Source organism: Acidovorax sp. GW821-FHT10A04, from assembly GCF_059415825.1.
The window spans coordinates 722,765-736,294 of sequence record NZ_JBWKNZ010000001.1; the positions used below are offsets into that span (position 1 = coordinate 722,765).

Genomic DNA, 13,530 nt, shown 5'->3' on the forward strand with positions numbered 1-13,530 from the left:
TCATGCCCTCTTCTCCCCGCCCCCGTACGGTGCTCGTCACCGGTGCCGCCAAGCGCCTGGGCCGCAGCATTGCGCTGGCGCTGGCAGCCGGCGGCTGGCAGGTGGCCGTGCACTACCGCAGCTCCGAGCAGGATGCCATCGACACGGCGGCAGAGTGCGCACGCCTGTCCTCGGCCCAGAGCGCACATTTCGACGGCGACTTCGACGACGAGGCCGCCGTGCGCGCCCTGGTACCGCGCGTGGTGGAGCGCTTCGGCACGCTCGACGCCGTGGTCAACAACGCCTCGCTGTTCGAGCACGACAACGCTGCCACGCTGGGCTTTGCCAGCCTGGAGAAGCACCTGCGCAGCAATGCCGGGGCCCCGGTGCTGCTGGCGCAGGCCCTGCACGAGCACCTGCAGGCGCGCGCGGCGGCCGGCGAGGCCGATGCCCAGGGCGCCGTGGTCAACCTGCTCGACCAGAAGCTGTGGAACCAGAACCCCGACTTCATGAGCTACACGCTGTCCAAGGCGGCGCTGGAAGCGGCCGGCACCATGCTGGCCCTGGCCCTCGCGCCGCGCGTGCGGGTGGTCGGCGTGGCCCCGGGCCTCACGCTCACGAGCCACATGCTCAGCGACGAAAAATTCGCCCAGCTGCACGCCCTGAGCCCGCTGGGCCGCTCCTCCACCCCCGAAGACGTGGCCGCCACCGTGCGCTTTGCGCTTGAGAACCGATCTCTCACCGGCACCACGCTGATGGTGGACGGCGGGCAGCACCTGATGAAATTCGAGCGCGATTTTTCGTTGATGTGAGCACCCACCCGCTCACGCAGGAAACCCCATGACGACCACCCACGCCACAGGCACCCAGATCCTCACGCTCACCGGTTTGCGTTTCGACGCCAACCTGGGCATCCTCTCGCACGAGAAGACCGCCCCCCAGCCCATCCAGGTGGACGCCGAGCTGAGCCTGGGCGCCCAGCCGCTGACGCCGCGCGACGACGACATCCTGCACGTGCTGGACTACCGCAAGGTGCGCCAGATCATCATCGACGAGTGCCGCGCCGAGCATGTGAACCTGCTCGAAAGCCTGATCGGCAAGCTCGCCAACCGCCTGATGCAGCTGCCCGGCGTGCTGGGCGTGCGCGTGAAGATCGCCAAGCTGGAGATCTTCGACGACTGCGAGGTGGCGATCCGGATCGAGACCGGGCAGTGGTGAGCTGAAGCCCGCCGGCCCCGGCGCAAAAAGAAAGGGCCGTGGTCGATGACCACGGCCCTGTCAGGGTTCAGAGAAGCGGCCTTTGCGCCTCGGCCAGCGCCTTCTGGGCTTCATCGAGCTTGGCCTTGCGCGCAGCGATCTTCTTGGCATCGCCCTTCTTCTCCGCTGCGGCCAGGCTTTTCTCGCGCTCGGTCACCTTCTTCGTGGCCTGGCGGATCTGTGCATCGCGCTCCTTGGCCAGCCAGGCATCGGTGCAATGCGCCTTGTTGCCGCGCAAGGCCTGCTTGAGCCCCGCGACCTCGCGGTTGCGCCCTTGCGCGGTGGCCTCCGCCAGCTGGGATTCGATGCGCGCCTGCTTGGCGGCGCAGGCGGGCGAGGCATCTGCCGCCAGCGCGGGCACGGCATGCAGGGCCAGGACACAGGCACAGAGCACGAGTGGTTTCATGGCAGCTCCCTCATCGGTAGTTGGAAGTTGCCATCCTAACCCCAGGTTTCCTCAATGGAGCCTGGAGTTGCGGGGCAGCCTCTTCGCCAGCCATTCGTGCACGTCCGCGCGCACGTTGCGCCCGTCGAGCAGGAAGGACTCGTAGCGGCTGGGCACGTAGGGCAGGTACAGGAGGCGCATGCCGGCCTCCTCGGGCAGGCGGTCGGCCTTGTAGCCATTGCAGCCAGCACAGGCCGCCACGAGGTTGGTCCACGAGGTGGCGCCGCCGCGCGACTGCGGCACGATGTGCTCGCACTGCAGCACCTCTTCGCCGAAAACACCGCCACAGTAGGCGCAGGTATGGCGGTCGCGACGCAGCAGGCGGCGCTTGGTGAGCCCGGGCACCACGTCAAAGAGGTTGACCCGGGACACGCCGCGCAGGGCGATGATGGGCGCGATCTGAAGCACCGACTGCCGGCCCGTCGCCGCGTTGTGCCCGCCACGCAATGTGGCCAGGGCTTCGAGGCCGGCATCCCAGGCGATGGCACCGCTGGCGTAGTGCACGGCGGCCTGCTCGAGCGGCATCCACGACTGGGGCGTGCCCTGCAGGTCCAGCTGCAGCACGCGGGGCGCGGGCGCCTGGGGCTTTCGGTAGAGGGTTTCGGGTTCGGTGCGGGGCATGGGTGCTTCCTTTCTTGCTTGGCAATGGAGGGCGCAGCCGCCCAGCCAAGCGCACGCCCCGTTTCAACAACAGTCAGTCAATGGCAGATGGGGCCGTCCATCGGCAATCGATGGAGGCCCTGGTGGATGCTGTGGTGCAGGCAGCGGGCGCACGAGCGCGCACGCCGCTACCACTCGCCGACCTCGCGCACGCGCTGGTCGAGGTCCATGTGCTCCAGCCTGCGGGCGGCAGGAGCAGCGCGGACGGCCGCAACGGGCAGCCGGGCACGCATGGATGCCAGGCGGGCCAGCCAGCCGGCAAGGCCGGAACGGCGCCGTTGGACGCCAGGGGAAAAGGAATGCTGGATGGCCATGGTGGTCTCCTGAAGGGTGATTGGATGGATGGAATGGGGTAGGTGGGTTGAGGAAAGGGGGCAGACCGGGGAGGGATCGAACCTCCGAATGGCGGAATCAAAATCCGCTGCCTTACCACTTGGCGACCGGTCGACAAACGGGGAAAGAGAGGAGCCGCAGACAGGAGTCGAACCTGCAATCCCCGGCACGAAGACCAGGCGCCCCAATCCGACAGGGCTGCTACGGCATGCCTGGCCATGGCCAGGAAAAAGATTGGCACGCGCGGAAGGAGTCGAACCCTCAACCGTCGGATTTGGAGGCCGGTGCTCTGCCAGTTGAGCTACACGCGTAGAAAGCGAAATATCGGGCACTCCTGCCGGAGCGCATCTCCATTTCGGTTGTGTCTTCACGCGACCGCGGCTCCGATGAAACCGCGCATGCACGTCGCTGCACTGGGTGATCAATCCCAGCACATCCCGCCGGGCCGCGCATGCGGCCGGGTCCGGCGGTGAAAGCAAAGGCACACCCGAAATGGAGAGAGGCTTGGGGGTGCGTCGCACGCCGGCCTCTCTGCTTTCGATGGGCAGGCCGGCCACGGCTCCGGTGGAGCGTGGCCGCCTGCAGCAAACTGTTAAGGAACGGAGGTCCCCGGTGGGTCGATGCCCTGGGGGCAGCGCAAGCGCTGCGAAAAAGGTGGAAAGGAAAGCGGCAATGAAAAAGGCCCGGAACCACCTGGTTGCCGGGCCTCTGCTGGAGAGATCGGGAGGGAGAACGCTCTGGGGCTACTGCCTTGCGTTGCAACCTCCGCCCGGTGGTGGAGCGGTATCCTCGAAACCATTGCCCAGCCACTGCGGCTGGTTGCCATTGCCCTGCAAATACGCACTGGACGCCATGCGCTGCTGCGATGCCAGTCGTTTGGCCAGGGATGGCATGGACGCCGAATGCGCATGGAACAGCGACGACCCGCGCACGGCCACAGCGCCCTGGCAGGGGCGGCGGAAGATGGCGGTGCGGGCGGCGTTCACGGTGGGCTTTCGGCGAAAAGGTGGTTGGGTGCTTGGTAGTGAAAAGGACAAGCTGTCCTGATGGATGGAGAATGTAAATAGTCTTTACGCTGCGGTCAACACCCGGCACAATCTTTTTTCGCGTTTGTTGTTTTTTTCCTTGTGACCTTTCCCCCCCTCACCGTCCTGCGCCGCACCAACGTGCTGGCGCTGCACCGCCTTTTCCTCGAAAAAGAGATCGCTGCCGGCAAGCCGGCCAAGGGGCTGGACCAGGCCTTTGCCGCATCGCTCGAGATTTCCCCGAGCATGTGGAGCCAGATCAAGAGCTCCCGCCCCATCGGCAACACGCTGGCGCGCCAGATCGAGCGCCACGCGCAGATGGAGCTCGGCTGGCTCGACGCCGAACATGCCACCGAGCACCCCGACCCTGCCGAGGAGCGTTTCATGGCACTGGCACGCGAGGCATGGCGCCAGGCCAATGCCCAGGGCAAGCGCGACCTGCGGCTGTGGCTGGCCGAGCGGGCCGTGCCCGGGCCCGAAGCGGGTACGGCCCCTGGCGGCGGGGCCCCGGAAGCGGGAAAATAGCGCTCCAGGCGAGGCCCCGTTCGCACTGGAGAGCCCGCCCCAGCCCATGGGCGGGCGGTTTCACCGACAATTGGGGGCTATTTCCGTCTTTTTTGGCCCCAAAGCGTGCGCCCCCGATCCGGGCGCCGGTGGCCACCGCTTTCACCAGACCCCAGAGTCCCTTCCATGAGCGCAGTGATGAACGAACCCCAACGGGCCGGCTGGACCGCCGAGCCCCCCGAACTGGCAGACACCGGCGCCGATGCGGCCGCGGCTGCATCGGGCCCTGCGCGCCTGAAGATCGAACGCGAGGCCCACAAGCTCGAAAAGCGCCTGTGCCGCGAGGTGGGCAAGGCCATCGTCGACTTCAACATGATCGAAGAGGGCGACAAGGTCATGGTCTGCATGTCCGGCGGCAAGGACAGCTACGCCCTCCTGGACATCCTGCAGAAACTCAAGGCGCGTGCCCCCATCCATTTCGACCTGGTGGCCGTGAACCTGGACCAGAAGCAGCCCGGTTTTCCCGAGCATGTGCTGCCCGAGTACCTGGCGAGCACGGGCGTGCCCTTCCACATCGAGAACGAGGACACCTACAGCATCGTCAAGCGCCTGATCCCCGAGGGCAAGACCACCTGCAGCCTGTGCAGCCGCCTGCGCCGGGGCATCCTGTACCGCGTGGCCGACGAGCTGGGCTGCACCAAGATCGCGCTGGGCCACCACCGCGACGACATTTTGCAGACCCTGCTGCTCAACATGTTCTTCGGCGGCAAGATGAAGAGCATGCCGCCGAAGCTGGTCAGCGACGATGGCCGCCACGTGGTGATCCGCCCCCTGGCCTACGTGACCGAAAAGGACACCACACGCTGGGCCGCGCAGCGCAATTTCCCCATCATCCCCTGCAACCTGTGCGGCAGCCAGGAGAACCTGCAGCGCAAGCAGGTGGGCGAGATGCTGCGCGAGTGGGAGAAGAAGTTCCCCGGCCGCGTGGAGAACATGTTCAACGCGCTGCAGAACGTGGTGCCCTCGCACCTGCTGGACGGCAGCCAGTACGACTTCAAGAACGCGCGCGCCACCGGCGTCGCCAGCGAGCACGGCGACAAGGCCTTCGACAAGGAAGAGTTTTCGGCGCCAGCCACCTCGTTACCAGGTGTGCAGGTGGTGCAGCTGTCGTGAACTGCGGCGGCAGGAGCACACTCCAAGGTGGATTGACCCATCCTGGGAGACACCTATGACCCGTCACTGGATTCCCGCATTGCTGCTCTGCGCCGCTGCAGCCACCCTGGCCGGCTGCAGCACCACCCGCGTGGTGGAAGGCCAGGTGCAGAGCTTCTCCACCCTGGCGGCCGTGCCCAGCCCGGCCACCTACCGCATCGAGCGCCTGCCCTCGCAGCAGACCCCGGCGTTCGACGCCATCGCCGCCCTGGCCGAACAATCGCTGTCCCGCGCCGGCCTGCAGCGCGACGATGCCGCGCCGCGGCTGCTGGTGCAGATCGGCGTGCAGGCCGGCACCGTGCCGCGCTACGACCCGTACTGGCCCTATGGGCCTTATGGGTTCTACGGCCCCTACCGAGCCTATGGCGGCTGGGGCTATGCCGGATGGCATGGCCGCGGCTGGGGCGTTGGCGGACTGTGGCGCATGGGTGAGCCCACGCCGTTGCACCGCCGTGCGGTGAGCCTGGTGATGCGCGATGCGACCACGCAGGCCAGTGTCTATGAAACCTCGGCCGTGCACGAGGACATCTGGGTGGCCGACCCCGCCGTGTTCGGCATCCTCTTCGACGCGGCGCTCACCGGCTTTCCCAAACCCTCCGGCGGCCCCCGCCAGGTGCGCATTCCCTTGCCGCCCCCACCCTGATCCCACCTGAATGCAAGCCACCCGCATCATTGCCGTACGCCATGGCGAAACTGCCTGGAACGTCGACACCCGCATCCAGGGCCACCTGGACATCCCCCTGAACGAGACCGGCCAGTGGCAGGCCCGGCAACTGGCGCAGGCGCTGGCCGGCGAGGCCATTGACGCCATCTACGCCAGCGACCTGCAGCGCGCCTTTGCCACGGCCCAGGCCGTGGCCGACGCCACAGGCGCACCCATCACGCCCGAGACCGGGCTGCGCGAGCGCAGCTTCGGCCACTTCCAGGGCCGCACCTTCGCCGAGATCGAGGCCGAGCTGCCCGAGGACGCACGGCGCTGGCGCAAGCGCGACCCGCACTACACGCCCGAGGGCGGGGAGTCGCTAGTGATGCTGCGTGAGCGCATCGAGCGCACGGTGTTCGCGCTGGCGGAAAGGCACCCTGGCGAGCAGGTGCTGATGGTGGCGCACGGTGGCGTGCTCGACGTGCTCTACCGCCTGGCCACGCGCCAGGAGATCCAGGCGCCGCGCACCTGGCAGCTGTCCAACGCGGCCATCAACCGCCTGCTGTGGACCCCCGACGGCCTGACGCTGGTCGGTTGGGCCGATACCCAACACCTGGACAACGCGGCCCGCGATGAAACCTTTACTTGAAGCCCTGCGGGCCAGCATCGGCATGCGGGTGGACCTGATCGACACCCCGGCGCTGGTGGTGGACCTCGACGCGATGGAGCGCAACATCCAGCGCATGGCCGAGTTCGCGCGCAAGCACCGGGTGCGCTGGCGCCCGCACGCCAAGATGCACAAGAGCGCCGAGCTCGCCCTGCTCATGCAACAGGCCGGCGCTCAGGGCGTGTGCGTGCAGAAGGTGGCCGAGGCCGAAGCCCTGGCCGCTGGCGGCGTGAACGACATCTACATCAGCAACCAGGTCGTGGCCGGCCCCAAGCTGCTGCGCGTGGCACGGCTGGCCGCCCAGCTGGCGGCACGCGGCGGGCGCCTGGCGCTGGCGGTGGACCACCCCGAGGGCATCGAACGCCTGGCCGAGGCCATGGCGCTGGCGGGCAGCGAGGCCGGCATCGACGTGTTCGTGGAAATCGACGTGGGCCAGGGCCGCTGCGGAGTACCGCCGGGTGACGAGGCCGTGCCGCTGGCCCAGGCCATCGTGCGCCACGCCCCCCGCCTGCGCTTTGCCGGGCTGCAGGCCTACCACGGCCGCGCCCAGCACCTGCCGGGCATGGCCGAGCGGCGCGAGACCATTGCCGGCGTGGTGCGCGCAGCCGCCTACACCCGCCACCGCATCGAGGCAGCGGGCATTCCCGTGCCCCTCGTCACCGGGTCGGGCACGGGCACCCTAGTGCACGAGGCGGCCAGTGGGGTCTATGGTGAGCTGCAGGCCGGCTCGTTCCTGTTCATGGATGCCGACTACGCGCGCAACGAGCGTGAGCCTGCGCAGCCCAGCTTCGAGCACGCGCTGTTCCTCAAGACCCAGGTGATCTCCGTGCGCGACACGCATGCGGTGTGCGATGCCGGGCACAAGAGCCACGCCATCGACTCGGGCCTGCCCGTGGTGGCGATGCTGCCGGTCGAACGCGCGCTGCGCTACGGCAACGGCGGCGACGAGCATGGCCTGCTTTTCACCGAATCGCCCAAGGCGCGGCTGCCGGCCCTGGGCCGCATGCTGTGGCTCATCCCCGGCCACTGCGACCCCACGGTGAACCTGCACGACCACCTGATCGGCGTGCGCGGAGGGCTGGCCCTGGGCACGGTGGAGCGCATCATCAGGGTTGATGCCAGAGGCGCGCTGACCTGATTGGGGCAAGAATCGGCGAAACACTGCATTCGCCCCATGAGCCCCAGCCAGATCATCGTCCTTGCCACACCCGTCTTCTTCGTTCTGATCGCCATAGAACTGGCGGTGGGCTACAAGCGCCAGCGCGTGACCTACCGCATGGCCGATGCCATCAGCAGCATCAGCCTCGGGATGCTGAGCCAGACCAGCGCGGTGTTCACCCGGCTGTTGCGCATCGGCATCTACACCGCCGTGTTCGAGCATGTAGCGTTGTGGCGCAATGATGCCTTCTGGCTGAGTGTGCCGGGCTGGCTGCTGGCCCTGGTGTTCTACGACTTCTGCTACTACTGGCTGCACCGCATGGGCCACGAATCGGCCGTGCTCTGGGCCGCGCACGCGGTGCACCACCAGAGCCAGGACTACAACCTCTCGACCGCGCTGCGCCAGACCAGCTCCGGTGCGCTGCTGGGCTGGGTGTTCTATGTGCCCATGGCATTGGCGGGCGTGCCGCCGCTGGTGTTTGCCATCGTGGCGCTGGTGGACCTGCTCTACCAGTTCTGGGTGCACACCGAGCAGGTGGGGCGCCTGGGATGGTTCGACCGCTGGTTCTGCAGCCCCAGCAACCACCGCGTGCACCATGCGGTGAACGACGTCTACCTGGACAAGAACTACGGCGGCATCCTGGTCCTGTGGGACCGGATGTTCGGCACCTTCAAGGACGAGGATGACCGGGAGAAGTGCGTCTACGGCACGCGCGGCCTGCTCAACAGCTGGGACCCGCTGTGGGCCAATGCCCAGGTGTACGCGGGCCTGGCGCACGACAGCTGGCATGCGCGCAGCTGCGCCGACAAGCTCAGGGTCTGGATCAAGCCCCCGGGCTGGCGCCCGGCCGACGTGGCCGAGCGCTTTCCCAAGCCTGCCTTCGACATCGCCCGGATGCCGCTGTACCACCCGCCCATGTCGCGCGCGCTGCAATGGTTTGCGGGCGTGCAGTTCGCGCTGATGCTGGCAGGCGTGGCCGCCTTCCTGTGGCAGGCCGATACGGCGCCGCTGGTGGACAACGCGGTCTGGTTTACCACGCTGCTGGCCACGCAGTGGGCGCTGGGTGCAGCGGTACAGGGGCGCATCGGCATGGGGATGGCGCTCGTGATCGAATCGGCGGCGCTGGCCACGGCCACCAGCGTGCTCGGGCTGCAGGAATGGCACTGGCTCTTCAAGCCGCTGACCATGGTGATCGCCATCGCCGTGGTCGCCGGGCATCTGCGCGCAGTCGTCCCGGGTGGCGGACTCGACCGGGCCGAGGGCCGCTGGCTCATCGCCGCGCTGGCCGGCTCGCTCGCGGGCGATGTGTTCCTGATGTTCGGCGGCTTCTTCATCCCCGGGCTGGTGAGCTTTCTGCTCGCCCACTTGTGCTACATCGTGCTGTTCCGCAAGGGCGTGCCGTGGTTCGCGCGGCGCGGCGCGCTGCTGGTCACGCTGGCCATCGGCGTAGGCATGTATGCCTTCCTGTGGCTCGGTGGCCTGCCGGTGGCCCTGCGCGGGCCCGTGGCGGCCTATGTGCTGGTGATCGCGCTCATGGCCGCCCAGGCCATTGGTCGTGCCTCCGTGCTCGGCGGGCGCGGGGCCTGGCTGGTCGCCATCGGCGCGGGCTTCTTCATGCTCAGCGACGCCACGCTGGCCACCAACCGCTTTGTGCAGCCCCTGCCGCTGGCCCAGCTGTGGGTGCTGGCCACCTACTACATCGCGCAGGTGCTGATCGTGGCTGGCATGCTGGACGGGGCCGGCGGCCCCCGCCGCAACCCGGTCGGCGAGGAAGGTCCTGCTGCGAGCGCTGCAGTGCCGCCGACGGGATATGCGACGCCCAGGCCATGAGCAAGGCCCCCAGGGCCAGCAGGAACCAGGCCATCAGCAACCACAGGAAGGTATCGGCATTGCGCTGGCCCGGGTGAGACTGCAGGTTCAGCGCCGCCACCTCTTCGAGCACCCCGGCGAGCCCCCGGCCCGCCACGTAGTGGTAGACCGCGCCGCCCAGCGCCCACATGCCGACGAACATCAGCGCCAGGCCCATGCAGGCCAGCCCGGCGCGCGGTCGGTGCCCCACAAAGAAGAACCATGCCGACAGACCGCCCACCACCACGGCCGTGCCCGTCCACCAGGGCTGCAGGTCATCGCGCGCCAGAGGCAGCACCCATTCCCATGCCCAGGGCAGCGGGGCCAGCAGCCACTCGGATTGCGGCGCCAACCCGGGCCAGGCCCCCAGGGCGCCCCACATGCCCGGCGCGCTCAGCAGCCACAGCAGCAAGGTGATACCCGCCAGCACGGCCGTGGCCGCGTAGGCCCTTAGCCGCCAGCGTTGGCAACGCTCGGACGCCATGGCGGGCCAGTGGCGCCCCGCCAGGTAGCTGGACCACGCTGCCGCCAGGCACCACGCGCTGGCTGTGCCCCCCACAGCCACCCAGCCGGGCAGGTCCTCGAAGCCCTCGAACATGAACACCGTGAGCTGGCCATAGACCACCCCGCCCAATCCGTAGAGCAGCATGGTGCCCACGACCAGGGCCAGGCCGCCGGAACCCATGTACCTGCGCCCTGGCGCGAGGGCATCCCACAGGGCCCGCAAGGCCGGCGTCCAGGGCATCCCAGGGCTCCGGCGCACGGGCGCCGCCTTGGTGGCGCTTTCGCGCAGCTGCTTGCGGCGTTTGCTGGAGCGTGCCATGGACGAACAGCCCCCGCCGGCCTTCAGCTTTCGAACAGGTCCTGCCCGCCGGTCTTGGGCGGCGTCACGCCCAGGTGCCGGTAGGCGGCCAGCGTGGCCACGCGGCCGCGCGTGGTGCGCTGCAAGAAGCCCTGCTGGATCAGGTAGGGCTCGATCACGTCCTCGATGGTGCCCGCCTCCTCACCGATGCTGGCGGCGATGTTGTCCAGGCCCACGGGGCCCCCGTCAAAGCGGTGCACCACGGCCTCGAGCAGCTTGCGGTCCATCACGTCGAAGCCCTGCGGGTCCACGTCGAGCATGGCCAGGGCGCGGTTGGCGATATCCAGGGTGATGCGGCCATCGCCCTTGACATCGGCATAGTCGCGCACGCGGCGCAGCAGGCGGTTGGCGATGCGCGGCGTGCCGCGCGAGCGGCGCGCGATCTCGAAGCCGCCGGCCTCGTCCATGGGCGCATTGAGCAGGCCGGCGCTGCGCTGCACGATGCGCGCCAGCTCCTGCGCGGTGTAGAACTCCAGCCGCGCAACGATGCCGAAGCGGTCGCGCAGCGGGTTGGTGAGCATGCCGGCGCGCGTGGTGGCCCCCACCAGGGTGAAGGGCTGCAGGTCGAGCTTGATGCTGCGCGCCGCCGGCCCTTCGCCGATCATGATGTCGATCTGGTAGTCCTCCAGCGCGGGGTAGAGGATTTCCTCGACCACGGGCGACAGGCGGTGGATCTCGTCGATGAACAGGACGTCGTTCTTTTCCAGGTTGGTCAGCAGCGCGGCCAGGTCCTTGGGCTTTTCGAGCACCGGGCCGCTGGTCTGGCGCAGGTTCACCCCGAGCTCGGCCGCGATGATGTGGCTCAGCGTGGTCTTGCCCAGGCCGGGTGGGCCGAACAGCAGCACGTGGTCCAGCGCCTCCCCGCGCTTGCGCGCCGCTCCGATGAAGATCTCCAGCTGCTCGCGCGCCTTGGCCTGGCCCACGTACTCCTGCAGCAGCTTGGGGCGCAGGGCGCGCTCGATGGCCTCTTCCTGCGGGGAGGCGGGCGCGGCGGACACGACGCGCTTGGGCGGCGGTACGGGGGCAAAGTCGTCGGTCTGGATGGTCACGGTGGTTTTGTCCGGGGTCGAATGCCCGCGCGGGCGGGCCGACAGGAACTATATCGCCCGGGCGACGCCGCAGGGGTAAAGTAAGTGGGTACTGTGCCGATACATGACGCACACCATGAAACAGATGATGCCCGCGCCCACCCGCCTGCCAAGGCCGCTGCCCCTGTTGGCCGCGCTGGCCATCTGCGGCGGCGCCGCCTTTGACGCGACCGCCCAGACCACGCCGCCCCCGCCTTCCCGGGCCGCCAGCGGCACCATCCGCATCGAGAACCCGCAGGACAAGGCCACCCTGGCCACCCGGATCGACGAGGCCATCCAGCGCGCCAAGGCCAGGAATGACGCCCCCGCCACGCCGGGCGCGCGCAGGAAGGCCGAGCCGCTGCCCAGCGTGGAAGTGCGCATACCACCGGAACGCCCGCACAAGCCGGCCAAGGCCGAAGCGCCCCATCCCGCACCGCCCCGGCCAGCCGTGCAGGACCCTGGCGCCAGCCGCCGCTACATCCAGACGCGGGCGGCCGAGCTGGCAGCCGCCGCGCCGCCGGCCCCCGCGCCACCACCCGCCGACCCGCGCACGGTGCGCTGGGACCATGCCAGCGGCGACAAGGGACCACAGGCCTGGGGCAGCCTGCACCCGGATTTTTCGGCCTGCAGCCAGGGCACGCGGCAATCGCCGATCCACATCACGAACCAGGACGTGGCGCTCGGCCCGGCCGATCCCTTGCCCTTCGGCAACCAATTCTTCGGCGGCACGCTGGGGGACACGGGGCACGGCCTGGTGCTGGAGGTGGAGGGCGCCAGCATCCTGCCCCTGCGCGGAGCCCCCTGGCGCCTGGTGCGCCTGCAGTTCCGCCACCCGGCGGAGGAGCGCGTGCACCTGCAGAACTACCCCATGGCCACCGAAATGGTGTACCAGGGCCCGAACGGCCAGATGGCCGTGGTGAGCGTGCCCATGCAGATCGGCAGCCCGAATGCCTTCATCACCCGCATCTGGACGCACATGCCGCTGGATGCCCAGGACCGCGTGCGCCTGCCGCTGCCGGTGCTCTCGGTGGGCGAGCTGCTGCCGCAGGACCGGCGCTACTACCAGTACGCGGGCTCGCTGAGCACGCCGCCCTGCACCGAGGGCGTGCTGCGCATCGTGATGAAGACCCCGGTGAGCGTGGGGCTCGAACAGCTGCGCCTGCTGCAGCGCGTGTCGCCCCCCAACGCGCGCCCCGTGCAGGCCACCAACGGCCGCCTGGTGCGCGAAGCCCAGTAACTATTTGGCCAGCGATTTGAGCGCCAGCTTGATGCCGTCGCTCACGCCCACGTCGGCCGGCAGCGCCTTCAATGCGGCGGCCGCTTCCTTGTCGTTGTAACCCAGGGCCAGCAGCGCCTGCAGGATGTCGGCCTGCGCGTCGCTGGTGGCGTGGCTGTGCGCGCTGCCCATGTCGGCACCCAGCTTGCCCTTGAGCTCCAGCAGCAGGCGCTCGGCGGTCTTCTTGCCGATGCCGGGCACCTTGACCAGGCGCCCCGCCTCCTGCAGCGTGATGGCCTGGGCCAGGTCGCCTACGCCCATGCCGCTCAGGATGGACAGCGCCGTGCGCGGGCCCACGCCCGAGATCTTGATCAGCTCGCGAAAGGCCTGGCGCTCCTCGGCCGTGGCAAAGCCGTACAGCAGCTGCGCATCCTCGCGCACGATGAACTGCGTGAGCAGGCTCACGCGCTCCCCCACGGAGGGCAGGTTGTAGAAGGTGCTCATGGGCACATTCACCTCGTAGCCCACCCCGTGGCAGTCCAAAAGCACCTCGGGGGGATTCTTCTCCAGCAGGGTGCCGGTCAATTTGCCTATCATTGATGTCCTTTGCCGTCGCTGGCGTGACAAGCAGCGCCGTCGCTCTTGCGTTC

Annotated in this window: 15 protein-coding genes and 2 tRNA genes; 9 read left to right on the forward strand and 8 right to left on the reverse strand. The window is 68.7% G+C overall.

What is annotated here, in order from left to right; translation table 11 throughout:
* Positions 1-2 precede the first annotated feature (2 nt).
* Together AC07PF_RS03265 and AC07PF_RS03270 are read left to right on the forward strand one after the other, a co-directional pair.
* Positions 3-791, forward strand: coding sequence for an SDR family oxidoreductase (locus AC07PF_RS03265; protein ID WP_494608376.1), 789 nt, complete (start codon positions 3-5; stop codon positions 789-791).
* Positions 792-819: 28 nt separating this feature from the next.
* Positions 820-1,197 carry a dihydroneopterin aldolase gene (locus tag AC07PF_RS03270; RefSeq protein ID WP_007856513.1) on the forward strand — a complete coding sequence of 126 codons (378 nt, stop codon included), beginning with the start codon at positions 820-822 and terminating at the stop codon, positions 1,195-1,197.
* A gap of 67 nt (positions 1,198-1,264) precedes the next feature.
* Here the strand turns inward: AC07PF_RS03270 and AC07PF_RS03275 are convergent, their stop codons facing one another.
* The 6 genes from AC07PF_RS03275 to AC07PF_RS03300 all read right to left on the reverse strand — a co-directional run bounded on the left by AC07PF_RS03275 (position 1,265) and on the right by AC07PF_RS03300 (position 3,660).
* Positions 1,265-1,642, reverse strand: a complete 378-nt coding sequence (locus tag AC07PF_RS03275) for a DUF1090 family protein (protein ID WP_494608377.1) — start codon at positions 1,640-1,642, stop codon at positions 1,265-1,267.
* A 51-nt stretch (positions 1,643-1,693) separates the two neighbouring features.
* Positions 1,694-2,302 (reverse strand): HNH endonuclease, encoded by a 609-nt coding sequence (locus AC07PF_RS03280; protein ID WP_007856511.1) that lies wholly within the window; start codon positions 2,300-2,302, stop codon positions 1,694-1,696.
* Between the two features lie 167 nt (positions 2,303-2,469).
* Positions 2,470-2,655 carry a hypothetical protein gene (locus AC07PF_RS03285; RefSeq protein WP_145694773.1) on the reverse strand — a complete coding sequence of 62 codons (186 nt, stop codon included), beginning with the start codon at positions 2,653-2,655 and terminating at the stop codon, positions 2,470-2,472.
* Positions 2,656-2,716: 61 nt separating this feature from the next.
* Positions 2,717-2,788 (reverse strand) — tRNA-Gln (locus tag AC07PF_RS03290).
* A gap of 121 nt (positions 2,789-2,909) precedes the next feature.
* Positions 2,910-2,985: transfer RNA gene (locus AC07PF_RS03295), tRNA-Trp, on the reverse strand.
* Between the two features lie 432 nt (positions 2,986-3,417).
* Positions 3,418-3,660: a hypothetical protein gene (locus AC07PF_RS03300; RefSeq protein ID WP_494608379.1), complete on the reverse strand. Its 243-nt coding sequence runs from the start codon at positions 3,658-3,660 to the stop codon at positions 3,418-3,420.
* Positions 3,661-3,801: 141 nt separating this feature from the next.
* Between AC07PF_RS03300 and AC07PF_RS03305 the strand changes: the two genes are divergently transcribed.
* The 6 genes from AC07PF_RS03305 to AC07PF_RS03330 all read left to right on the forward strand — a co-directional run bounded on the left by AC07PF_RS03305 (position 3,802) and on the right by AC07PF_RS03330 (position 9,714).
* On the forward strand, positions 3,802-4,224 hold the full coding sequence (locus AC07PF_RS03305) for a hypothetical protein (protein ID WP_494610877.1): 423 nt from the start codon (positions 3,802-3,804) through the stop codon (positions 4,222-4,224).
* Between the two features lie 165 nt (positions 4,225-4,389).
* Entirely contained in the window at positions 4,390-5,376 is a 987-nt protein-coding gene (gene ttcA, locus AC07PF_RS03310; RefSeq protein ID WP_007856506.1) for a tRNA 2-thiocytidine(32) synthetase TtcA, read from the forward strand.
* A gap of 55 nt (positions 5,377-5,431) precedes the next feature.
* Complete coding sequence (locus AC07PF_RS03315) at positions 5,432-6,058, forward strand: DUF4136 domain-containing protein (protein WP_494610878.1); 627 nt, start codon at positions 5,432-5,434, stop codon at positions 6,056-6,058.
* 10 nt (positions 6,059-6,068) lie between these two features.
* Entirely contained in the window at positions 6,069-6,707 is a 639-nt protein-coding gene (locus AC07PF_RS03320; protein WP_494608383.1) for a histidine phosphatase family protein, read from the forward strand.
* Positions 6,691-7,863: a DSD1 family PLP-dependent enzyme gene (locus tag AC07PF_RS03325; RefSeq protein ID WP_494610879.1), complete on the forward strand. Its 1,173-nt coding sequence runs from the start codon at positions 6,691-6,693 to the stop codon at positions 7,861-7,863. Before AC07PF_RS03320 ends, AC07PF_RS03325 begins: the two co-directional genes overlap by 17 nt.
* A 36-nt stretch (positions 7,864-7,899) precedes the next feature.
* Positions 7,900-9,714, forward strand: a complete 1,815-nt coding sequence (locus tag AC07PF_RS03330) for a lysoplasmalogenase family protein (protein ID WP_494610881.1) — start codon at positions 7,900-7,902, stop codon at positions 9,712-9,714.
* An 864-nt stretch (positions 9,715-10,578) separates the two neighbouring features.
* On the opposite strand, the gene ruvB is transcribed toward AC07PF_RS03330, so the two are convergent.
* A complete protein-coding gene (gene ruvB, locus AC07PF_RS03335; protein WP_007849548.1) occupies positions 10,579-11,643 on the reverse strand; it encodes a Holliday junction branch migration DNA helicase RuvB in 1,065 nt (354 codons plus the stop codon).
* A 115-nt stretch (positions 11,644-11,758) separates the two neighbouring features.
* Here ruvB and AC07PF_RS03340 point away from each other — a divergent pair, with 115 nt between their 5' ends.
* Positions 11,759-12,901 (forward strand): carbonic anhydrase family protein, encoded by a 1,143-nt coding sequence (locus tag AC07PF_RS03340; protein ID WP_494610882.1) that lies wholly within the window; start codon positions 11,759-11,761, stop codon positions 12,899-12,901.
* On the opposite strand, the gene ruvA is transcribed toward AC07PF_RS03340, so the two are convergent.
* A complete protein-coding gene (ruvA, locus tag AC07PF_RS03345) occupies positions 12,902-13,477 on the reverse strand; it encodes a Holliday junction branch migration protein RuvA (protein WP_145694782.1) in 576 nt (191 codons plus the stop codon).
* Positions 13,478-13,530: the final 53 nt, after the last annotated feature.